19 protein-coding genes are annotated in these 20,250 nt (G+C 64.7%); 8 read left to right on the plus strand and 11 right to left on the minus strand.

Annotated features, from left to right (window positions below; all coding sequences use genetic code 11):
- Positions 1-510: 510 nt before the first annotated feature.
- The 3 genes from ACFFWD_RS04835 to nthA are packed head-to-tail and all read right to left on the minus strand — an operon-like array spanning position 511 to position 2,188.
- Positions 511-894 (minus strand): nitrile hydratase accessory protein, encoded by a 384-nt coding sequence (locus ACFFWD_RS04835; protein ID WP_376962001.1) that lies wholly within the window; start codon positions 892-894, stop codon positions 511-513.
- Positions 894-1,553, minus strand: a complete 660-nt coding sequence (gene nthB, locus ACFFWD_RS04840; RefSeq protein ID WP_376962003.1) for a nitrile hydratase subunit beta — start codon at positions 1,551-1,553, stop codon at positions 894-896. The genes ACFFWD_RS04835 and nthB overlap by 1 nt, the downstream gene beginning before the upstream one ends.
- Positions 1,553-2,188: a nitrile hydratase subunit alpha gene (gene nthA, locus ACFFWD_RS04845; RefSeq protein ID WP_376962033.1), complete on the minus strand. Its 636-nt coding sequence runs from the start codon at positions 2,186-2,188 to the stop codon at positions 1,553-1,555. Before nthA ends, nthB begins: the two co-directional genes overlap by 1 nt.
- Before the next feature lie 89 nt (positions 2,189-2,277).
- Between nthA and ACFFWD_RS04850 the strand changes: the two genes are divergently transcribed.
- Positions 2,278-3,084: an enoyl-CoA hydratase/isomerase family protein gene (locus ACFFWD_RS04850; protein ID WP_376962005.1), complete on the plus strand. Its 807-nt coding sequence runs from the start codon at positions 2,278-2,280 to the stop codon at positions 3,082-3,084.
- A 101-nt stretch (positions 3,085-3,185) separates the two neighbouring features.
- Positions 3,186-4,262, plus strand: coding sequence for a S1/P1 nuclease (locus ACFFWD_RS04855; RefSeq protein WP_376962007.1), 1,077 nt, complete (start codon positions 3,186-3,188; stop codon positions 4,260-4,262).
- A 189-nt stretch (positions 4,263-4,451) separates the two neighbouring features.
- Here ACFFWD_RS04855 and ACFFWD_RS04860 read toward each other — a convergent pair whose 3' ends face one another.
- Entirely contained in the window at positions 4,452-5,747 is a 1,296-nt protein-coding gene (locus tag ACFFWD_RS04860) for an ISNCY family transposase (RefSeq protein WP_376962009.1), read from the minus strand.
- A gap of 394 nt (positions 5,748-6,141) precedes the next feature.
- Between ACFFWD_RS04860 and ACFFWD_RS04865 the strand changes: the two genes are divergently transcribed.
- Genes ACFFWD_RS04865 through ACFFWD_RS04875 form a run of 3 tightly spaced genes read left to right on the plus strand, consistent with a single transcriptional unit; the run spans position 6,142 to position 10,765 of the window.
- Complete coding sequence (locus tag ACFFWD_RS04865) at positions 6,142-7,161, plus strand: TRAP transporter substrate-binding protein (RefSeq protein ID WP_376962011.1); 1,020 nt, start codon at positions 6,142-6,144, stop codon at positions 7,159-7,161.
- A gap of 34 nt (positions 7,162-7,195) precedes the next feature.
- Positions 7,196-9,094, plus strand: a complete 1,899-nt coding sequence (locus tag ACFFWD_RS04870; protein ID WP_376962013.1) for a TRAP transporter large permease — start codon at positions 7,196-7,198, stop codon at positions 9,092-9,094.
- 24 nt (positions 9,095-9,118) lie between these two features.
- Entirely contained in the window at positions 9,119-10,765 is a 1,647-nt protein-coding gene (locus ACFFWD_RS04875) for an acyl-CoA synthetase (RefSeq protein ID WP_376962015.1), read from the plus strand.
- Here ACFFWD_RS04875 and ACFFWD_RS04880 read toward each other — a convergent pair.
- From ACFFWD_RS04880 to metG, 3 genes are read right to left on the minus strand one after another with little or no spacing between them, the layout of a single operon-like run.
- On the minus strand, positions 10,762-11,559 hold the full coding sequence (locus ACFFWD_RS04880) for an MBL fold metallo-hydrolase (protein WP_376962017.1): 798 nt from the start codon (positions 11,557-11,559) through the stop codon (positions 10,762-10,764). The genes ACFFWD_RS04875 and ACFFWD_RS04880 overlap by 4 nt on opposite strands.
- Positions 11,556-12,347 carry a TatD family hydrolase gene (locus ACFFWD_RS04885; RefSeq protein WP_376962035.1) on the minus strand — a complete coding sequence of 264 codons (792 nt, stop codon included), beginning with the start codon at positions 12,345-12,347 and terminating at the stop codon, positions 11,556-11,558. The genes ACFFWD_RS04880 and ACFFWD_RS04885 overlap by 4 nt, the downstream gene beginning before the upstream one ends.
- A gap of 14 nt (positions 12,348-12,361) precedes the next feature.
- Entirely contained in the window at positions 12,362-13,891 is a 1,530-nt protein-coding gene (gene metG / locus ACFFWD_RS04890; RefSeq protein WP_376962019.1) for a methionine--tRNA ligase, read from the minus strand.
- Here metG and ACFFWD_RS04895 point away from each other — a divergent pair.
- Positions 13,890-14,441, plus strand: a complete 552-nt coding sequence (locus tag ACFFWD_RS04895; protein ID WP_376962021.1) for a hypothetical protein — start codon at positions 13,890-13,892, stop codon at positions 14,439-14,441. The genes metG and ACFFWD_RS04895 overlap by 2 nt on opposite strands.
- On the opposite strand, the gene ACFFWD_RS04900 is transcribed toward ACFFWD_RS04895, so the two are convergent.
- Genes ACFFWD_RS04900 through ACFFWD_RS04910 form a run of 3 tightly spaced genes read right to left on the minus strand, consistent with a single transcriptional unit; the run spans position 14,375 to position 17,359 of the window.
- A complete protein-coding gene (locus ACFFWD_RS04900) occupies positions 14,375-15,415 on the minus strand; it encodes a DNA polymerase III subunit delta' (RefSeq protein WP_376962023.1) in 1,041 nt (346 codons plus the stop codon). The genes ACFFWD_RS04895 and ACFFWD_RS04900 overlap by 67 nt on opposite strands.
- Positions 15,412-16,098 carry a dTMP kinase gene (gene tmk / locus ACFFWD_RS04905; RefSeq protein ID WP_376962025.1) on the minus strand — a complete coding sequence of 229 codons (687 nt, stop codon included), beginning with the start codon at positions 16,096-16,098 and terminating at the stop codon, positions 15,412-15,414. Before tmk ends, ACFFWD_RS04900 begins: the two co-directional genes overlap by 4 nt.
- 1 nt (position 16,099) lies before the next feature.
- On the minus strand, positions 16,100-17,359 hold the full coding sequence (locus tag ACFFWD_RS04910) for a D-alanyl-D-alanine carboxypeptidase family protein (protein WP_376962027.1): 1,260 nt from the start codon (positions 17,357-17,359) through the stop codon (positions 16,100-16,102).
- A gap of 161 nt (positions 17,360-17,520) precedes the next feature.
- Between ACFFWD_RS04910 and ACFFWD_RS04915 the strand changes: the two genes are divergently transcribed.
- Positions 17,521-18,456: an alpha/beta fold hydrolase gene (locus ACFFWD_RS04915; protein ID WP_376962029.1), complete on the plus strand. Its 936-nt coding sequence runs from the start codon at positions 17,521-17,523 to the stop codon at positions 18,454-18,456.
- Positions 18,457-18,474: 18 nt separating this feature from the next.
- On the opposite strand, the gene ACFFWD_RS04920 is transcribed toward ACFFWD_RS04915, so the two are convergent.
- Entirely contained in the window at positions 18,475-19,401 is a 927-nt protein-coding gene (locus ACFFWD_RS04920; protein ID WP_376962037.1) for a septal ring lytic transglycosylase RlpA family protein, read from the minus strand.
- Between the two features lie 64 nt (positions 19,402-19,465).
- On the opposite strand from ACFFWD_RS04920, the gene ACFFWD_RS04925 reads away from it, so the two are divergent.
- Positions 19,466-19,852, plus strand: coding sequence for a hypothetical protein (locus tag ACFFWD_RS04925; RefSeq protein ID WP_376962031.1), 387 nt, complete (start codon positions 19,466-19,468; stop codon positions 19,850-19,852).
- Positions 19,853-20,250: the final 398 nt, after the last annotated feature.

Genomic DNA, 20,250 nt, shown 5'->3' on the forward strand with positions numbered 1-20,250 from the left:
GCCGTAACCCATCGCGCAGGGAAAGCCGGCGTGTTTTCCGGTTTCACCTGTGGTCCTACCTCCCGTGCTTTTCGTTGCACGGGACCCATGGGTGCAATCGGCACCCGGCTTTCCCTGCGCCCTCTGCTTGAGAAGAGGGCGGAACGAGTTGCAAGGCTCGGGCGGAACATGCCGCGAGAATGCGGACGTGCATCCACTCAGTTATTTGACAATTGAATCAGGAATTAGCCGCGTCATTGCGAGCGAAGCGAAGCAATCCATGGGTCCGCGTATGTGGATGCATGGATTGCTTCGTCGCTTCGCTCCTCGCAATGACGACGGAAACAACCGCGCACAAGTCTATCCCCGTCATGCTGAGGAAGCCGCGAAGCGGCCGTCTTGAAGCACGACGGCCCGGCTCTCTCCGTGCGGACGCACCCCGGCCGTGCATCCTTCGAGGCTCGCTGCGCGAGCGCCTCAGGATAACGGGGCTGATAGTGGCACAACTCGGTGGACGAGGGGCGCGAACAGCTACTCGAAATCCGCCGGCGTCAGCTCGATCGGCTTGCCATGCGGCGTGCGATCGGCGGCGTGGTCCCAGGCGTCGCGGTAGCGGTGCAGATTGTCCGATGTCGTCACGCCCTTGGCGGCGACCAGCGTCTCCAGCGTTGCCAGCCAGTGCCGGTAGTAGGTCTCGCCGGTGTCGGGATCGCCTTCGGCCTGCGCGCGCTTGATTTGCACGCCCAAGGTCTCCGCCCATTCCTTCCAGGTGAAGACGCCGGCCTCGTGCAGTGCCAGCGCCATGGCGAAGGCGCGCGCCTCCCACGGCTCGCGGAACACCGGACCGTCCTCGTCACGGGGCACGCCGGGGACAGCGACCGCAGCACGCATCGCCTGTTGCGGACCGAGGGGCATCAGGCGCGCTCCAGATAGGATTCCCAGGCGTCGACCGAGACGCTCAGTGTCGGGTCGGAGCCCGCGCCCCAGAGCTCAGGCCCGTCGAAGCGGACGGTGTAAAGCCATTCCGGGTTCTCGCCCTTGCCTTGCGCGTTGAGGTCGGGAAACACGTGGCAGCCGTGGTTCAATTCGACGGTACCGAGATGGCCGCGGACATATTGGGGCAGGCGGGTGTGGGTCGGCGGATGGATGTCCGTCATCCGCACCGTGTCGCCGACATTGAACAGCGCAGGGGCCGCAGGCTGACGCTCGGTCGGGCCGCCGCGGCGGATCGCCGGCGTCACCTCGTTCGGCGCGATCGGCTTGACCCCGGGCTTGGGCGGGGAGAGCACGCGGCCGGCCTCGATCTCCTCGCGGGACACCAACCCGCGCTCGATCATCAGCGTCTCGAGGCCCGCGAGCCAGATCTGGAAATAGCTCTTGCTGAGATAGTCCTCGGGCGGACGGTTCTCGCGCGCAAAGCGCGACATGTCGATGTTCCAGCCGCCGGGCCGCGCCATCGCGACCGTGATGGCAAAGGCGCGACGTTCCCACTCGGCGTGGAACACCGGCTCGTTCGCCTCGGGCACCACGGGACCAAAGCCCTTCGCGCCGCCCATGTCATGCGCACCGTCCATCAGGCAGCCTCGCCGGGCTGTTTCGGCAATCCGGTGCCGATCATGCTGTCGCGAGTGACGAGCTCGGCGAGCTGCTCCTCGCTCCAGCCCTCGGTGCCGGCGGGACGCATCGGCAGCACGAGGTAGCGGATCTCGGCGGTCGAATCCCAGACCCGGATCCTGGTCGTGTCAGGCAGGGTGACGCCAAAATCCTTCAGCACGCCGCGCGGGTCGGCGACCGCGCGCGAGCGGTAGGGCGCGGATTTGTACCAGACCGGCGGCAGCCCGAGCACCGGATGCGGATAGCAAGAGCACAGCGTGCAGACGACCATGTTGTGCTGGTCCGGTGTGTTCTCGACCACAACCATATGCTCGCCCTGACGGCCGGAAAAATCGAGCTCGGCGATCGCCTTGGTCGCGTCCTGCATCAGCCGCTCGCGATAGGCCGGATCGCTCCAGGCCTTGGCCACGACGCGGATGCCGTTGCGCGGCCCGATCTTCTTCTCATAGAGCTCGATCAACAGATCGAGCGAGGCGGGCTCGACATAGCCCTTCTCGGTCAGGATCGATTCCAGCGCGCGCACGCGCAGCTCGGTCTCCGACAAGTCCGAATGGTCGTGATCGTGGTGATGATGGTCGTGGTCATGTCCGCTCATGCCGGAGAAGATAGGCGAAGTTGCCATGCTGTGTCGAGGCGAGCGGTTTGCTAGCATTTTACAAAACAGCGCGAGCAGGGAGGTATTGCGTGGCTGATTACGTGACGATCGAGAAAGGCCTCGGGCCCGAGGGACGCATCGCCGTGGTGCGGTTCGACCGCGGCGACGGCATCAATGCGCTGTCGCCGGAGGCACTGCGCCAGCTCACCGACGCCGCGCGCAGCTTTGAGGATGATGGCGGGACCTCCGTCGTCGTGCTGACCGGTGGCGCGAAATCCTTCAGCGCGGGCTTCGACCTGAAGGACGCCGAGGGGCGGGCACGGCGGACCATGGACTTGGGCACGCTGCGCCGTCACCTGAAGCTCGGGCCGCGGCTGACGCGGGCGTGGCAGGACATGGAGCAGGTCACGATCGGCGCCATCGAGGGCTATTGCGTCGGCGGCGGCGTGGCGCTCGCGGTCGCGCTGGATTTCCGGATCATGGCGCGCGATGCGCATATGCGGGTGCCGGAAATCGGGCTTGGCATGAACATGAGCTGGCAGAGCGTGCCGCGCATGCTGCATTTGATGGGCCCGGCGCGCGCCAAGCAGGCCGTGATCCTGGCCGACGACCGGATCTCGGCCGACGACGCCTACAAATGGGGCCTGGTGGAGCAGGTGACCGATCCCGGCAAGTCACTCGAGGCTGCGATGGCACTCGCGGCCAAGGTTGCCGCCCAACCGCCGATCTCGGTTGCGATGACCAAGCTCACCGTCAACCGCCTTGCCCATGCGCTCGACGACCTCGCAAGCCACATGGACCTCGACCAGTTCGCACTGGCAAGCCTGACCGAGGACCACAAGGAGGGCGTCGAGGCGTTCCTTGGCCGGCGGAAGCCGCGCTTCAGGGGGCGCTGACGTTTCGAGCCGCACCTGCCCGGTGGCTCCCCCATTGTCCTCTGGTTGTTAGATGCGTACAATACAACCATCGTGAGGCAATCGAATGGCGAGGTCGAGGGATGTCGAGAGCTCTGTCCGCGTGCTGCTGGCTTGCCGTGTGTTTGTTTGCTCCAACGGCAGCGTCAGCCTGGGGCTATCAGGGCCACCACGTCGTCGGCGCAATCGCGGACCAGTTGCTGAAGCCCGCCGCGAAGGCGCAGGTCCAGCAGATCCTCAACGACGTCGACACCAGCGGCATCGATCTGCGCAAGGCCGGGCCCTGGCCGGATTGCGTGAAGAGCGTCGTCCGCCACGACGACGGCAAATTCCACTACGAGGTCGACCCCGAACACCTCGAATTCGAGGTGCCGTGTACGCCGTTCAATTCGGCGCGGGAGAGGGCGCGGATGGTGGATTACGCGGCGCGCAACTGGTCGACCTGCTCCTATGCGCCCGACGGCTTCGAGCGCGGCTGCCACAACACCTTTCATTTCGTCGACGTCGCGATCCAGCGCAGCGTGTTCGACCGCAACCTGCAGGGCACCAACCCGCACGACCTGATCGCCGCGATCGGTGCTGCGGTCGCGGTTCTCCAGGGCAGGCCGATCCCGCCGCCGTTCCCGTTCTCGATCAAGGACAAGAAGGAGGCGCTGCTCCTGCTGGCGCACCTGATGGGCGACCTGCACCAGCCGCTGCATGTCGGCTCGGTCTACCTCGATGCCAATGGCAGACTGGTCGATCCCGACGCCGCCCACAAGGTCGATCCGGACACCGATACCATCGGCGGCAATGCGATCCTGGACGGCGTCGCAGTCCCGTTCCAGACCATCAACCTGCACCATGAATGGGACGACATCCCAACCGACCTCGGGGATGGCGCCACCAGCGAGCTGGTGGACGCCGCGAAGTCGGTCGCACCGAGCCAGGGCACGCTGGACGGCTGGCCCGCAGCCTGGGCGACCGACACGCTGCTGGTCGCACACGACGCGTTCAAGGGCGTGAGCTTCAAGCCGACGCCACCGCCGGCGCGATCGAAGTGGACTGCGACCTACGACAATCACGTCGACTATCTGCAGGCCGCGGACGCAATCAAACGCAAGCAGCTGGCCAAGGGCGGGGCCCGATTGGCCGAGCTCCTGAACGCGATCTGGCCGTGAGGGTTCGGCCCAGCCGACACCCGCACATCCATATCCTGTGTCAGAACCCGATAGACAAGTCACAGTTTGCGCTCATTAGAAATGTCACTTCCCCAGAGGAGGGCGCCCGGACGCGGAGCTGGCCGGGGTTGCGCAGCGGCCGGGCGCCCGGATGAGCGCGCGCCCTGGCGGCTGAAGATCGGAGAAGCCTCAGCCTGCCTTGAACAGGCTCTTGCCCTGGCCGCGCCGGCGCGGGGCTCTTTGGCTGCGAGTGACGTTGAGCAGCTTTTGCTGCTCGGCAATGTACGCCAGAACCGGCCCAAGCCGCTTGTTCTCGACAATCGCCGCCTGGTCGACCTGCCGCACCTTGTCGAACGTGCGGTAGGGCAATGCCCGCCCATTGTGCTTGATCACAAGCCGCCCATCCGGATAGTCGAACAGCATCACCCGCTGGCGGGCCAGCGAGGTGGTGATCTCGTTCGGCTCCAGGATGAACAGCACCTTGTCGTACTGCAGCGTCAGACTCTGCGACACCGTGCGCTCCTCCTTCCAGGCGAAAACATTGTCAACATCGTCGTGCTCAGCGAGTGGCCGGTGAACGTCCTTGTCGCTGAGCGGCGCCTTCGCAAACCGTCGATTGTAGTCCTCCAAGAACGCCGGCAGGAACGCGTTGCCGGCTTCAATCGTCGAGATCCCGGCAAGCCGCATCTCCTTCACCAAACGATCCTGCAGCGTTCCATTGGCGCGTTCGACGCGCCCCTTGGCCTGCGGAGCGTTGGCACAAATGATATCGATGTTGAGCTCGTGCAGCGCCCGGCCAAACTGGGTCATGCCATCACCGCCGATCGCGCCGACCTTGTTGACCCGGAACGTCGCGTGCTTGTCCGAGTAAAACGCAATCGGCTTGCCGTAGCGCTCCAAATAGGCGCGCGTCGCGGCAAAATAATCAAAGGTCGATTCCGTCTCCACGAAGCGCAGGTGCATCAGGCGGCTGGTCGCATCATCGATAAAGACGAGCAGCGTGCATTGCGGGCCGCGGTCCTCGAACCACCAGTGCTCAGATCCGTCGATCTGGATCAGCTCGCCTACACAGTCGCGACGGTGCCGCGGCTGGTAAACCCGTTTGAGCCGCTGCCGACGATCCTGCCAGATCCCGTCGGCCAGCATCCAGCGCCGCACTGTCTCGACCCCAAAATGCAAACCATGCCGCTCCGCCAGCTTCTCCGCCGCCAGCGTCGGGCCGAAATCCGCATACTTGGCCTTGATCAGCGCCAGCGCCTCGGTGCGGACAACCGCCGGATACGACCGGTTGCTGGGCTTGCCGCGCTTCTTCGAGATCAGCGCCGCCGGCCCGCCAGAGCGGTAGGCCTTCAACAGCCGAAATATCTGCCTGCGCGTCACCCGCATCAGCTGCGCGGCCTCTCGCGCCGTGATCCGCTCCGCAACCACATCCCGCAATACGTGAACCCGGTCGATCTCCGTTCGGCTCATCGACAGCACCGTCATCACACCAAACTCCCAAGGCACCGCGCCTGGGAAAAAGTGACATCTCTAATGAGGAGAGGTGTGACCCTTTAAACGGGGTTCTACATCCTGAATTCGCATAAGGTATATTATGGAATATTTATATCTACAATTAGATCAGATATTTAGCGGGAATTCTTCGCAGATATCGCGGTTTGCCGCTGGAGCCCTCGGCGCCCGCTTGCGCTGAGCCGACGCGCGCCGATCCCGATCGACGACCTGATTTGCCACGACCGATCGCATCGTCTGAAAGCCGATATTGCCGCGGCGTACGGACGCTGCAATAAGCGGCCTTGCGCACGAGATCACTGGTGACCCCACGGCATCAGGTCCGTATAGGATGACAAGAACAACAAGCCTCTCGAGGGAGAAACCGATGAGCTTTTCACGACGCACGCTTCTGAAGGCCTCCGCCGCTTCCGCCGTCCTGGGCGGGATTGGCGCGCCATTGGTGGCGCGCGCCCAGACGGCCGAGTTCACCTACAAGTACGCCAACAATCTCCCGGACGGCCATCCAATGAACGTGCGCGCCAAGGAAATGGCGGCGGCGATCAAGGCCGAGACCAACGGCAAGTTCGACCTGCAGATCTTCCCCAACAACCAGCTCGGCTCCGACACCGACATGCTGAGCCAGATTCGCTCCGGCGGCGTCGAGTTCTTCACGCTGTCGGGACTGATCCTGGCGACGCTGGTTCCGGCCGCCTCGATCAACGGCATCGGCTTCGCGTTCCCGGACTACGACACGGTCTGGAAGGCCATGGACGGCGGTCTTGGCGCCTATGTCCGCGGCGAGATCAAGAAGGCCGGTCTCGAGGTCATGGACAAGATCTGGGACAACGGCTTCCGCCAGACCACGGCGTCGACCAAGCCGATCAACGGCCCGGAGGACTTCAAGGGATTCAAGATCCGCGTGCCGGTCTCGCCGCTGTGGACCTCGATGTTCAAGGCGTTCGATGCGTCGCCGGCCTCGATCAATTTCAGCGAGGTCTATTCGGCGCTGCAGACCAAGATCGTCGAGGGCCAGGAAAATCCGCTGGCGATCATCTCGACCGCGAAACTCTACGAAGTGCAGAAGTATTGTTCGCTGACCAACCACATGTGGGACGGCTTCTGGTTCCTGGCCAACCGCCGCGCCTGGGAAAAGCTGCCGGAGGATATACGTACCGTCGTCGCCAAGAACATCAACGCGGCCGCGGTCAACGAGCGCGCCGACGTCGCCAAGCTGAACGCCAATCTGCAGCAGGAACTGGCGACCAAGGGCCTGACCTTCAACCAGCCCACCGTGGCGCCGTTCCGCGAGAAGCTGAAGGCGGCTGGCTTCTATGCCGAATGGAAGGGCAAGTACGGCGAACAGGCCTGGGATCTCCTGGAAAAGTCGGTCGGCAAGCTGTCGTAGTCACAATAAGAATGCCTGAGTGCAGGGGGCCGTCATGGCTCATGCCGAGTTGACAGAAGCGGTGGGCGGCGAGGTGGATCACTCCCCTCGCCGCCGGTCGTTCCTTGCGTCGCTGGACGCCTTGCTCGGCGCGCTGGTGGAAATCCCGGCGGCGCTGTTGGTCGTCGCCGAGATCGTCATCCTGTTTGCCGGCGTGGTTGCGCGCTACGTGCTGCACCAGCCGTTGATCTGGTCGGACGAGCTGGCGTCGATCCTGTTCCTGTGGCTGGCGATGCTTGGCGCCGCGGTCGCGTTTCGCCGCGCCGAGCATATGCGGATGACCGCGATCGTCGCCAATGCGCGCCCGGCAATGCGGGCCTATCTCGATCTGGTCGCGACCTGCGCTGCGCTGGCGTTCCTCGTGATGATCGCCTGGCCGTCCTACGAATACGCCTACGAGGAAAGCTACATCACGACACCGGCGCTGCAGATCATGAACAGCTGGCGCGCCGCGGCGCTGCCGGTCGGCATCGGCCTAATGGCGCTGTTTGCGCTGCTGCGGCTCATCCGCGCCGGCAACGTCAGGACGGTGCTGGCGGCGATCGTGTCGGTTTCGGCCATCATTGCCGTGTTCTGGCTGCTCAAGGGCTCGTTCAAGCCGCTCGGCAACCTGAACCTCATCATCTTCTTCGTCGGCGTCGCCGGCTTCTGCGTCTTCGCAGGCGTCCCGATCGCGTTCGGCTTCGGGCTCGCCACCTATGGCTATCTGGCGCTCACGACCAGCACGCCGCTGATGGTGCTGGTCGGCCGGATGGACGAGGGCATGAGCCATCTGATCCTGCTCTCGGTGCCGCTGTTCGTGTTCCTCGGCCTCTTGATCGAGATGACTGGCATGGCGCGCGCCATGGTCGCGTTCCTGGCGAGCTTGCTCGGCCATGTTCGCGGCGGCCTGCATTACGTGCTGGTCGGGGCGATGTACCTGGTGTCGGGTATTTCGGGCTCCAAGGCCGCCGACATGGCCGCGGTTGCGCCGGTGCTGTTTCCGGAGATGAAGGCGCGGGGCGCCAAGCCGGGCGACCTCGTCGCCCTGCTCGCTGCGACCGGCGCGCAGACCGAGACCATTCCGCCCTCGCTGGTCTTGATCACGATCGGTTCGGTGACTGGTGTCTCGATCGCCGCGCTGTTCACCGGCGGGTTATTGCCCGGCGTGGTGCTGGCGATCACGCTCTCGATGTTGGTGTGGTGGCGCTACCGTGGCGAGGACCTCGGCCACGTGCGGCGCGCCAGCGGCAGCGAGATCGTCCGGGCGCTGATCGTCGCCCTGCCCGCGATCGCGCTGCCCTTCGTGATCCGCTACGCCGTGGTCGAGGGCATTGCGACCGCGACCGAGGTGTCCACCATCGGCATCGTCTATGCCTTCGTCGTCGGCTTCTTCATCTACGGCCTGCTGATCTATCGCAATTTCGACCGGCGGCGGATCATACCCATGCTGGTGGAGACTGCCTGTCTGTCGGGTGCCATCCTGCTGATCATCGGCACAGCGACCGGCATGGCCTGGGGCCTGACCCAGTCCGGCTTCTCGCGGGCGCTGGCTGCCGCCATGACCGGCCTGCCCGGCGGCTCCGCGAGCTTCATTGCGGTCTCGATCCTGGCCTTCACCATCCTCGGCAGCGTGCTCGAGGGCATTCCGGCGATCGTGCTGTTCGGGCCGCTCTTGTTTCCGATCGCGCGCGCCGTCGGCGTGCATGAGGTGCATTACGCCATGATCATCATCCTGGCGATGGGCATCGGATTGTTCGCACCGCCTTTCGGGGTCGGCTATTATGCCGCCTGCGCCATCGGGCGCGTGGATCCGGCCGAGGGTATCCGGCCGATCTGGGGCTACCTGCTGGCGCTCCTGATCGGCCTAATCATCGTCGCGATCTTCCCGTGGATTTCGATCGGGTTCCTGTAAGTTTTTTGCGGATGGGATAGAGCCATGAGTGCAGCTCAGAACCAGTACTCAGTCGGTTTGGACAAGACGCCGGCCAATTATGTGCCGCTGACGCCGCTGAGCTTCCTCGCACGTTCCGCCGCGGTCTATCCGGAACATGTCAGCACGGTCTACGAAGGGCGCAGCTTCACCTGGAAAGAGACCTATGAGCGCTGCAAGCGCTTCGCCTCGTGGCTTGCCGGCCGCGGCATCGGTCATGGCGACACCGTCGCGGCGATGCTGGCGAACGTCCCGGCGATGAACGAGCTGCATTTCGCCGTGCCGATGACGGGCGCGGTGCTCAACGCCCTCAACATCCGCCTCGACGCGCCGTCGATCGCATTCCAGCTCGACCATGCCGGCGCCAAGATCATCCTGGTCGATCCCGAATTCTCCGCCGTGATCGCGGAAGCGTTGACCCTCATGAAGGGTCCCAAGCCTTTCGTGGTCGACGTTGACGACGCGGCGTTCGCCGGCGGCAAACGGATCGGCGAAATCGAGTACGAGGCGGCGGTCGCGCAAGGTGATCCCAATTTCGTCGAGCGGCTGCCCGCCGACGAATGGGACGCGATCGCGCTGAGCTACACCTCGGGCACGACGGGCAATCCCAAGGGCGTGGTGACGCATCACCGCGGCGCCTATCTGAACGCCGTCAGCAACATTCTCGCCGGCAATCTCGGCCAGCACCCGGTCTATCTCTGGACGCTGCCGATGTTCCACTGCAACGGCTGGTGCTTCCCGTGGACGGTGGCCGCGACTGCGGGCGTCAATGTCTGCCTGCGCAAGGTCGATCCCGCCAAGATCTTCGAGCTGATCCCGAAGCACGGCGTCACCCATATGTGCGGCGCGCCGATCGTCTACAACACGCTGATCAACGCGCCGAATGCGCCCAAGGGCAAGGCAAACCCCGTGGTCGGATTGATCGCGGGCGCTGCACCGCCGGTCGCCGTGCTCGAAGGCGCAGAGAGCATCGGCATCAAGCTGACCCATGTCTACGGCCTGACCGAGGTCTACGGCCCGGCGTCGGTCTGCGCCGAGCAGCCCGGCTGGGATGAATTGCCGGCCGACCAGCGCGCGCAGATGAAGCGCCGGCAGGGCGTGCCCTACCCGCTGCAGGAAGGCGTGACCGTGCTCGATCCCGAGACGATGCGCGAGGTGCCGCGCGATGGCGAGACCATCGGCGAGGTCATGTTCCGCGGCAACATCGTGATGAAGGGCTATCTCAAGAACGAGAAGGCGACCCAGGAGGCGTTTGCCGGGGGCTGGTTCCACACCGGCGACCTCGGCGTGCTCGACGAGCACGGCTACGTCATCATCAAGGACCGTTCCAAGGACATCATCATCTCGGGCGGCGAGAATATCTCCTCCGTCGAGGTCGAGGACATCCTGTACAAGCACCCGGCCGTGCTGTTCGCGGCCGTTGTGGCAAAGCCCGATCCGAAATGGGGCGAAGTGCCGTGCGCCTTCATCGAGCTGAAGGACGGAGCAACCGCGACGGAAGCCGACATCATCAGCTATTGCCGTCAGCACATGTCAGGCTTCAAGACGCCCAAGTCGGTGGTGTTCGGCGCGATCCCGAAGACCTCGACCGGCAAGATCCAGAAGTTCCTGCTGCGCAGCCAGGTCGAGTCGGCGACGGCGATCTCGGCCTAGCCGAGTTCGAGCCGCATGCCGTCATAACCCGGGACGACGCCGGACGGCAGGCTTTGCCGCAGCACCTCGTAATCGAGGTCGGAATGCATGTTGGTGATGACGGCGCGCTTCGGCTTGAAGCGATCGATCCAGGACAGAGCGTCGCTGACGCTGAAATGGCTGGGATGGCCGGCATAGCGCAGGCCGTCGACGATCCAGAGATCGAGGTTTTCCAGCGCCGGAAAGCTCTCGTCGGGAATGTCGTGCAGGTCGGGCGTATAGGCGGCATCGCCCACCCGAAAGCCGAGCGCTGGAATCTTGCCATGGTGAACCAGGAAGGCTTCGAGCTTCACCGGGCCGCCCTTCCCCTCGGTCGTGTGGCTCTCGCCGGCCTCGATGCCATGACGTGTCAGGATCGGCGGGTAGTCGCTGCCCTCCGGCGAGATGAAGCAGTACGAGAACCGCGCCATGATGTCCTTGGCGGTCGACTGGTTGAAATAGACCGGGATACGGCGCCGCTGGTGGAGCACCACCGAGCGCAGATCGTCGATGCCGTGGGTCTGGTCGGCGTGCTCATGGGTCAGGAACACCGCGTCGATATGGTCGACCTCGGCGTCGATGAGTTGCTCGCGCAGGTCGGGCGAGGTGTCGATCACGATCCGCGTGCTGCCGTGCGCGCCGTTGCGTTCGACCAATAGCGAGCAACGGCGTCGTCGGTTCTTGGGATTTTTGGGATCGCAGGCGCCCCAGCCGAGCGCCGGGCGCGGCACGCCGGCGGAGGAGCCGCAGCCGAGGACAGTCAAGGTTATGGTCATGCGGCCTCTTTCGGTGCCGGCACCTTGGAGAACAGGCGGAAGAAATTGTCCGTGGTCTGCCGCGAGATCTCCTCGAGCGACACGCCGCGCGTCTCCGCCAGCACCTTGGCGACCTCGACCACATAGGACGGCTCGTTGCGCTTGCCGCGGAACTTGCCGGGCGCGAGATACGGTGCGTCGGTTTCGACCATGATCCTGTCGGCGGGCAATTCGGCCGCGAGCGCGCGCAAGCTGTCGGATTTCTTGAAGGTCAGGATGCCCGTGAACGAGATCGACAGCCCGAGCGAGATCGCCTTCATCGCAAGCTCGCGCCCGCCGGTGTAACAGTGCAGGACGGCCTTGAACGGCCCCTTCGCGACTTCGTCTTCCAGGATGCGGCCGCAATCCTCGTCGGCCTCGCGGGTATGAATGACAAGCGGCAGGCCGGTGGCGCGCGCAGCGGCGATATGGGCGCGAAAGCCACGCTCCTGGGCCTCACGCGAGCCGTGCTCGTAGAAATAGTCGAGCCCCGCCTCGCCGAGCGCCACGACCTTCGGGTGCTTGGAGAGCTCGATCAGCTCACTTGAGGGAATGCCGTCTTCCTCGTCGGCCTGATGCGGATGCGTACCGACCGAGCAGTAGACATTCGGAAACCGCTCGGTGATCGCGAGCAGCGCGCCGAGCCGCTTCACCCGCGTCGAGATCGTGACGATCCGGCCGACGCCGGCCGCCTCGGCGCGACCAACGATCCCGTCGAGATCGTCGGCGAAGTCGGGAAAATCCAGGTGGCAGTGACTGTCGACCAGCATGACGTCCGAACCGCTCACTCGGTCTTGGGTTCCACGTAGCGCGGGAACACGCCAACGGGGGCCGGCAAGGCCGTGCCCGGCTCGAGCCGTTCAGCGAGTGCCGCGAAGCTGCGTTCGCCCGCGGGGACGCCGAGGCTGTCCAGCATCTTCGCGCAGGACGCCGGCATCACCGGCTGCGCCATGATCGCGATCTGACGGACCACTTCGGCGGTGACATAGAGCACCGTCTTCTGCCTGGCTGGGTCGGTCTTTGCCAATGCCCATGGCGCCTCCCCCGCAAAGTAGCGGTTGGCTTCGGCGACCACGGCCCAGACCGTGTTGAGCCATTGATGGATCTGCTGTGTCGCCATCGCACTGCGCGACGCCTCGAGCATCGCGTCGGCCTGCGCCAGGATCGCCTTGTCATTGTCGGAGAATTCGCCCGGCTCCGGCAGCACGCCGCCAAGCTGCTTTGCGATCATCGACAGCGAGCGCTGCGCCAGATTGCCGAAGTCGTTGGCAAGGTCGGCATTGATGCGCGCAACGATGGCCTCGTGGTTGTAGTTGCCGTCCTGCCCGAACGGCACCTCGCGCAGGAAGAAGTAGCGCACCTGGTCGACGCCGTACTGTTCAGCGAGATTGAAAGGGTCGACGACGTTGCCGACCGACTTCGACATCTTCTCGCCCCTGTTGAACAGGAAGCCGTGCGCATAGACGCGCTTCTGCACGGGGATGCCGGCCGACATCAGGAAGGCCGGCCAGTATACGGCGTGGAAACGGATAATGTCCTTGCCGATGATGTGCACATCGGCCGGCCAGTAGCGCCAATGACCATTGGTCTCGTCGGGAAAGCCGACCCCGGTGATGTAGTTGGTGAGCGCATCGACCCAGACATACATCACGTGCTCGGGTTCGTTGGGCACCTTGACCCCCCAGTCGAAGGTCGTGCGCGAGATCGAAAGGTCCTTCAGCCCGCCCTTCACAAAACTGATGACCTCGTTGCGACGCGAATCCGGCCCGATAAAATCAGGCTGGCTCTCATAGAGGTGCAGCAGCTTGTCCTGGTACGCGGAGAGCCTGAAGAAGTAGCTCTTTTCCTCAACCCATTCGACCGGTGTGCCTTGCGGACCACGGCGAACATTGTCCTCGCCGACCACGGTTTCGTCCTCGGCGTAATAGGCCTCGTCGCGCACCGAGTACCAGCCGGCATAGCTGTCGAGATAGATGTCGCCATTATCGGCCATGCGCTGCCAGATGGCCTGGCTGGAGCGATGATGCTGCTCTTCGGTGGTGCGGATAAAGCGGGTGAACTCGACGTTCAGCCGCTCGTCCATCTCCCTGAAACGGGCGGCGTTGCGCGCAGCGAGCTCGGCCGGCAAAAGCCCCTCGTTCTGCGCGGTCTGGATCATCTTCAGCCCGTGCTCGTCGGTGCCGGTCAGGAAGAACACGTCCTTGCCGTCGAGCCGCTGGAACCGCGCCAGCGCGTCGGTCGCGATCGCTTCGTAGGCGTGACCGATATGCGGCTGGCCGTTCGGGTAGGCGATCGCGGTCGTGATGTAGAACATGTTGCCGCGCGACGGCGCGGTCACGGGCGCAGGCGATGTCGCGGCGGGCTTCGGCTGCCGCGGCGCGGGGGCAGCCTTCGGAGCAGCTTTGACAGCCGGCGCCTTCGGCGCAGCCGGCTTTGCGGGCGCAGGCGCGCTCGCCTTTGTCGCAGTGTTCGCCGGAGCCTTGGCCGGGGCCTTTTTCGACGCCGTCTTCGCCGGCTTCTTCGGAGCCTTACTGGCCGTCTTCCTGGCGGTCTTCTTCGCAGCCGATTTCTTGACGGCTTTCTTCGCGGTCTTCTTGGCCTTCTTGGCAACACGCCCGGTCTTGGCCGAGCGCTTCTTGGCAGCCGCCTTCTTGGTCACGCGCACAGGCGAAACCTTTTTCGTCTTCTTCGCCTTTTTCTTCGCCGTTTTCCTGGACGATTTTGTCTTAGCGGTCGCCACCACGAATTCCTTTGCAGATCAAATCGAAATTGTCGGGAGTGCTGTCAGAAGAAGCGTCTACCGGGTTGCTTCCGCAAGCATCGAAAACACCGAGAAAACCAGCGGCTTGCGCTCCAGATTGTAGGCTTCGGTATCGCGCGCGGCGCGGACGATCTTTTCCCATACCTCCGCCAGCCGTGCAAGGCGCGGCAAATTGGCATTGGCGTCGCCTTCGCGGAGCCGTTCGCTCATCCAGCGATCGATGCCGTCGATAAAGGCGGCGAGCGCGACGCGGTCGCTGGTGCCGAGCGCGTCGCCCAACGCATGCAGCTCGCGCGGATCGACCCGCGGCAATGTCGCAAGTACCGCGGCCGTGCGCTGCTGCAGCTTGAGCGCATCGCCGCCGAGCAGCGACAGCGCCCTGCCCACGCTGCCCTCGGAGGCCGCCGCGGCCTCGACGAGTGCGGGATCGTCGGCCGCAATATCGGTCGCCGCCGCGGCAGCACGGATGACGTCGCCGCCATCAAGCGGCCGCAGCAGCAATTTGCGGCAGCGGGACAGGATCGTCGGCAGGACCCGCGACGGCGCGTGGCTGACCAGGAGAAACAGAGATTGCTGCGGCGGCTCCTCGAGGATCTTCAACAGCGCGTTCGCGGCATTGGGATTGAGCTCGTCGACGGTGTCGACGATGCAGACCCGCCAGCCGTCGACCGCGGCCGTCGAACCGAAGAACGAAATCGTTTCGCGCGTCTCGTCGACGGTGATCACCGTCCGCATCACGCCGCGGTCGTTGACGCCGCGCTCCAGCACCAACAGCCCACCATGCGCGCCGGCCGCGACCTGCCGCGCCACCGGATCGGCGGGATCGACCTTGAGCGTCGGCGCCTGCTGCACCTGGGAGGCGAGAGGATTGCGAAACGCAAGCACGAACCGCGCCATGCGATAGGCCAGCGTTGCCTTGCCGATGCCCTGCGCGCCGCCGATCAGCCAGGCGTGGGGAATTCGGCCGCTGCGATAGGCGTCGAGAAGGGCCGTCTCCGCCTCGCGATGTCCGAACAGGTCGGACGTCTCGCGCGGATGCCGAACCGCGATCTCCTGCTCGGACTTGCGCGCGCTCATGCGGAATTGGCCGCTGTTGCCGCCGCGCGCAAATGCTCGCGCAGCGCGGTCCAAACGCGGGACGCGACCGTGTCGGGGTCGGCGGTGGCATCGATCAGGACGCAGCGCTGCGGATCGTCGGCGGCGATCTGCTTGTAGGCGTCGCGCAGCTCCTGATGGAACTTGACGTCCTCAGCCTCGAAGCGGTCGGCGACGCCGCTGCCGCGCCGCGCCGCGGCGCGCTGCAGGCCGATCTCCACTGGCACGTCCAGGATAATGGTGAGGTCGGGCTTGAGATCGCCGATCGTGACCCGCTGCATGGCGTTGACGAGGCCGGGCAGCACCTCCCCGAGTTGGCCTTGATAGGCGCGTGTGGAATCGAAGAAGCGGTCGCACAGCACCCAGATGCCCTGGTTGAGCGCCGGCAGGATGACGGTGCGCACATGGTCGTCGCGCGCGGCGGCAAACAGCAGCGTCTCGGCGTCCGGCCCGAGCAGCTTGCCCATTCCCGACAGCACGAGGTGGCGGATGATCTCGGCGCCGGGCGAGCCGCCGGGTTCGCGGGTCACGATGGCGCGCAGTTTCGCGGCGTCCAGCCGCTCGGCGAGCCTGCGGATCTGGGTCGATTTGCCGGAGCCTTCGCCGCCCTCGAAGGTGATGAAGCGGCCGCGCAAGCTTGGCCGTTTGACCGCGGGTTCAGCCATGTCACAGCTTCTCGGCGCCGGCGCGGAACATGCCGATGACGAGCTCCTGGGCGCCATCGAGCGCGCGCCGCATCGTCGATCCCGTCCCGACCGCTTCGGCGGCAAAAACCGGCGCTTCCATTGCGACGTTGCCGCCGCGCCAGACCCTGACGAATCCGACGCGCTGGCCGGCCGCGATCGGCGCCTTGACCGGGCCGCTATAAATGATGCGCGCGATCAGCTTGTCGTTGCCGTTCTTGGCGACCATCACCTTGATCGGATCGGGGCTAGTGAGTTTCACCGAGCGGCTCTCGCCGCCGAACACCTTGGCGTAGCCGACCGGCTGGTTAGCTGCGATCAGGGTTCGCGTCTCGAAGCTGCGGAACCCCCATTCCAGCATCTTCTTGGCTTCCGTGGCGCGGTCCTCGGGATCCTCCAGGCCATTGACCACGACGATCAGCCGCGTGTCGTTCTGCACGGCAGAGCCGACCATGCCGTAGCCGCCTTCCTTGGTGTAACCTGTCTTCAGCCCGTCGGCGCCGTTCAGCGCATTCAGCAAGGGATTACGGTTCTGCTGGCGGATCTTGTTCCAGGTGAACTCCTTCTCGCCGAACAGTTTGTACATCTCGGGATAGGTCCGAATGATGTGGCGCGCGAGAACCGCAAGTTCCCGTACCGTCATCTTGTTGCCGGGGTCCGGCAGCCCGTTGGAATTGGCAAAGGTCGACTTGGTGAGACCGAGCTCGCGCGCGCGCTTGGTCATGAAGTCGGTCGCAAAGGTGTACTCGTTGCCGGCCATTCCCTCGGCGAGCGCGATGCAGGCATCGTTGCCGCTCTGGATGATCGCGCCGTGCAGGAGGTCGTCGACCGACACCTTGCTGTGGAGCGCGGCGAACATGGTCGAACCGCCGGCGGGCGCTCCACCTCGCCGCCAGGCATTCTCGCTGATCCGGTACTCGTCGGTGAGCTTGATGTCGCCCTTCTTGACGGCGTTGAACACCACCTCGGCCGTCATCAGCTTCATCATGCTGGACGGCGCGCGCAGTTCGTCGGCGTTCTTCTCGAACAGGACGCTGCCGCTGGAGGCCTCGACCAGGATCGCGGTCGGGGCGTCGCCGTCGAACCCGCCCTCCTCCTTCTTGGCGCCCTGGATGCTGTTGTTGGCGGCGTAGACCACCCCGCCGCAACCGACGGCGAACGCCACGACGGCGACAAGCAGCCCGCGCCAACGCCGCGGCGCGCGAGCGGCGAACGTACGGGGATTTGCGGTCACGGCTGCCATCGGCGATGTCCTGAAAGGCTGCGTTCTAACAGTTGGAAGTACCGCAAACAACTGAGGTTTTTGCGCTTATGCACGGCTGCTTGGATTGCCGCCTGCGGCAAACGTCCCTATCCTTGGAACCAGTCAAAGACAGAACAACCGGCAAACAGGGCGGAAACGCGATGTCCTCCTCACGCACCATTTCCGCCAACGGCATCGACATGTTCGTGCGCGAGGCGGGCCAAGGCCCACTGGTCGTGCTCTGCCACGGCTGGCCCGAACTATCCTACTCCTGGCGGCACCAGATCACCGCGCTCGCCGCCGCCGGCTTCCGCGTCGTCGCGCCCGACATGCGCGGCTTTGGCCGGACCAGCGCGCCTGATGACGTCGGCGCCTACACGATCTTCGATATGGTCGGTGACATGGTCGCGCTGATCGCAGCGCTTGGCGAAAAGCAGGCCATGATCGTCGGCCACGACTGGGGCGCGCCGGTGGCCTGGCATGCGGCCCTGTTCCGCCCCGATATCTTCACCAAGGTCGCCGGTCTCAGCGTCCCGCCGCCCTTCCGTGGACGCGGGCGTCCGCTCGAGACGCTGCGCGAGAGCGGCATCACCAATTTCTACTGGCAGTACTTCCAGCCGCCCGGCGTCGCCGAGGCGGAGTTCGAACGCGACATCGCCCACACCATGCGGCTGGTGTTGGGGCGTGGCGTCTCCGATCCGAGTTCGATGTTCGTGGACGAGACCAAGGGCTTCCTCGGGAACCTGCCGACCGGCCTCCCACTCCCAGCCTGGCTGACCGACGCCGATATCGCCGAGTTCGCCGAGGGCTATCGGCAGTCCGGCTTCCGCGGCGGCCTCAACTGGTACCGCAATCTCGATCGTAATTGGGAACTGACCGCGCCCTGGCAGGGGGCGCAAATCCATCAGCCGTCGCTGTTCATTGCGGGATCGCGGGATTCGGTGATCACCGGCCTGATCGGCGCCAAGCGTGTCGCCGACATGGAGCGCGTGCTGCCGAACCTGAAGCAGAAGCTGATCATCGAGGGCGCCGGGCACTGGATCCAGCAGGAGCGACCGGACGAGGTCAACGCAGCATTGATCGCGTTTCTCAAATAGCCGAGCGAACGCGTTGATTCAGTAGAGGCCGCGTCCACTCAGGACTTCGGCCGGGCCCCGTGCGTCGATCGGGACATAGGACGCTGCCGGAGTGGCCGCGTAGCGCTCATCATTCTCGTAGGAGACCGCCCGCGGGTTCTCTTGCGCCCGGCCCCTCGACCGGCTCGAGGCGGACATTTCCGACGTGGCGTTGATCGAGGCGTAATCGGCAGGGGTGTTGCCGAGGCTGTAGGGGCGCCCTTCCGGGAGCGGAACATCACCCCGGATACGGCCGGCGGCCGACGGCAGGTCTGGAACGAAGGGCTTGGCCGAGGCGATCCTGACCGTCGACGGCGATGGGGCCGGTGTTCCGGTACGCAGGGTCGCTATCAGCTGGCGGTCGTCGGACCCTTCAAGCGGCGCCCGGCCGACATATTCGACACGGACCTTGGCGGTGCCGTTTCCTTTAAATTCAAGGAGTTCTGCGGCTTTGTTCGAGACGTCTATGAGCCGATTGCCGTGGTATGGGCCGCGGTCGTTGACACGGACGATCAGCGATTTGCCGTTGCTCACATTGGTGACGCGCGCATAGCTCGGCATCGGCAGGGTCGGATGGGCCGCGGTGAGCGAGGCCATGTCGAACACCTCGCCATTGGCGGTCAGCCGGCCGTGGAAGTCATCGCCATACCAGGACGCGATGCCCTCGGCGCGGTAGTTCACGTCCTCCTCGGGCACATAGGTCCGCCCGGCGACGACGTAAGGCTTGCCGACGCGATAGGTGCCGCCGCCTTTCGGCACGGGGTCGCCGAACGCCACCACGCGCGGGCTGGAGGACACGCCGTACTTGGGATCAACCCGACTCGCGAATTTGCCCGACGAGGCACAGTTGGCGAGGAGGAGGCACGTTGCCACCGCAACGGCGCCGCGCGCCGTCCGGACGATCGAATCTGGCCGTCTAGTCCCCATCACCCCAAGTACCATTCTGCCGGACGCGCGCCTACTGCGAGGCTGCAACGTCCATGACGTCACGATGCGGCCCACCTCCGCACCGGAGGGTGACGATATCGCAACCGGAACACGGCGGAAATGGGGTGAGCCGCGCCACGGTGGCGCCGTGGTGAATCAATGGTTGTCCCTCGATCCGTTGATCTACGGACCATTGGCCGCCGGCGACCGCCGTCCCCTGCCCGACGTGTCCCGCTATCAGACAAACTGTTGCAGCAAATCATCAGTCGAATGCCATCTTCAATTCCAACAATTGAATCTTTTTGACTGTGCAAGGTTGCAATCGTTTTCTCTCGCGTGCGGGGCGCAAAGGAAGTTTGCGATGATTGAGACGGTTACGGCGGTTATGGGCCTGGTGAGTGCAGCGATCTTCTTGGCTCACGCCTTGGAAGGCTATCGGTATCGGGCCTGATAAGGGCCCGCTGACGCGGAAAGACGCATCACCTCTTTCCAGAGAGAGCTGTTCGGAAAGCTTTAATAAATTCGGACCAGCATCGGATCAGGCAGGTGTACCATGCGCAGCCACGATTTAGTCTCCGACGGATTCCTGACATTGACGGCAGCGAGCCTAGTGCTGCTGTGCTCAAGCCTGCTCGCCTTCGCGTTTAGCTGAGAGCGTCCTGCCCGTCGCGCGTCCGGGCCACCGCGGCGCTCCCGCCCCGCGCCGCTGCTTCGGATAGAGCCACCTACTCCATGCAAGGCACAGCCCTGTCCAACTGACGGGCGTTTCATTGACTTGTTCTATCCGTCGGATCGTGCCCCGTGGCGTGGTGTAGCTGAGTGCGGATCACCACGTTCGCCGGCATGGGC

The sequence above is a fragment of the Bradyrhizobium erythrophlei genome, from assembly GCF_042430365.1.
GTDB lineage: Bacteria > Pseudomonadota > Alphaproteobacteria > Rhizobiales > Xanthobacteraceae > Bradyrhizobium > Bradyrhizobium erythrophlei.

Coding starts and splice junctions, on each gene's coding strand:
- ACFFWD_RS04835 (WP_376962001.1), bottom strand. CDS start 894: ATGCCCCTCGGTCCGCAACAGGCGATGCGTGCTGCGGTCGCTGTCCCC.
- nthB (WP_376962003.1), bottom strand. CDS start 1,553: ATGGACGGTGCGCATGACATGGGCGGCGCGAAGGGCTTTGGTCCCGTG.
- nthA (WP_376962033.1), bottom strand. CDS start 2,188: ATGAGCGGACATGACCACGACCATCATCACCACGATCACGACCATTCG.
- ACFFWD_RS04855 (WP_376962007.1), top strand. CDS start 3,186: ATGTCGAGAGCTCTGTCCGCGTGCTGCTGGCTTGCCGTGTGTTTGTTT.
- ACFFWD_RS04860 (WP_376962009.1), bottom strand. CDS start 5,747: ATGACGGTGCTGTCGATGAGCCGAACGGAGATCGACCGGGTTCACGTA.
- ACFFWD_RS04865 (WP_376962011.1), top strand. CDS start 6,142: ATGAGCTTTTCACGACGCACGCTTCTGAAGGCCTCCGCCGCTTCCGCC.
- ACFFWD_RS04870 (WP_376962013.1), top strand. CDS start 7,196: ATGGCTCATGCCGAGTTGACAGAAGCGGTGGGCGGCGAGGTGGATCAC.
- ACFFWD_RS04875 (WP_376962015.1), top strand. CDS start 9,119: ATGAGTGCAGCTCAGAACCAGTACTCAGTCGGTTTGGACAAGACGCCG.
- ACFFWD_RS04880 (WP_376962017.1), bottom strand. CDS start 11,559: ATGACCATAACCTTGACTGTCCTCGGCTGCGGCTCCTCCGCCGGCGTG.
- ACFFWD_RS04885 (WP_376962035.1), bottom strand. CDS start 12,347: ATGCTGGTCGACAGTCACTGCCACCTGGATTTTCCCGACTTCGCCGAC.
- ACFFWD_RS04895 (WP_376962021.1), top strand. CDS start 13,890: ATGTTGCCGCGCGACGGCGCGGTCACGGGCGCAGGCGATGTCGCGGCG.
- metG (WP_376962019.1), bottom strand. CDS start 13,891: ATGTTCTACATCACGACCGCGATCGCCTACCCGAACGGCCAGCCGCAT.
- ACFFWD_RS04900 (WP_376962023.1), bottom strand. CDS start 15,415: ATGAGCGCGCGCAAGTCCGAGCAGGAGATCGCGGTTCGGCATCCGCGC.
- tmk (WP_376962025.1), bottom strand. CDS start 16,098: ATGGCTGAACCCGCGGTCAAACGGCCAAGCTTGCGCGGCCGCTTCATC.
- ACFFWD_RS04910 (WP_376962027.1), bottom strand. CDS start 17,359: ATGGCAGCCGTGACCGCAAATCCCCGTACGTTCGCCGCTCGCGCGCCG.
- ACFFWD_RS04915 (WP_376962029.1), top strand. CDS start 17,521: ATGTCCTCCTCACGCACCATTTCCGCCAACGGCATCGACATGTTCGTG.
- ACFFWD_RS04920 (WP_376962037.1), bottom strand. CDS start 19,401: ATGGGGACTAGACGGCCAGATTCGATCGTCCGGACGGCGCGCGGCGCC.
- ACFFWD_RS04925 (WP_376962031.1), top strand. CDS start 19,466: ATGCGGCCCACCTCCGCACCGGAGGGTGACGATATCGCAACCGGAACA.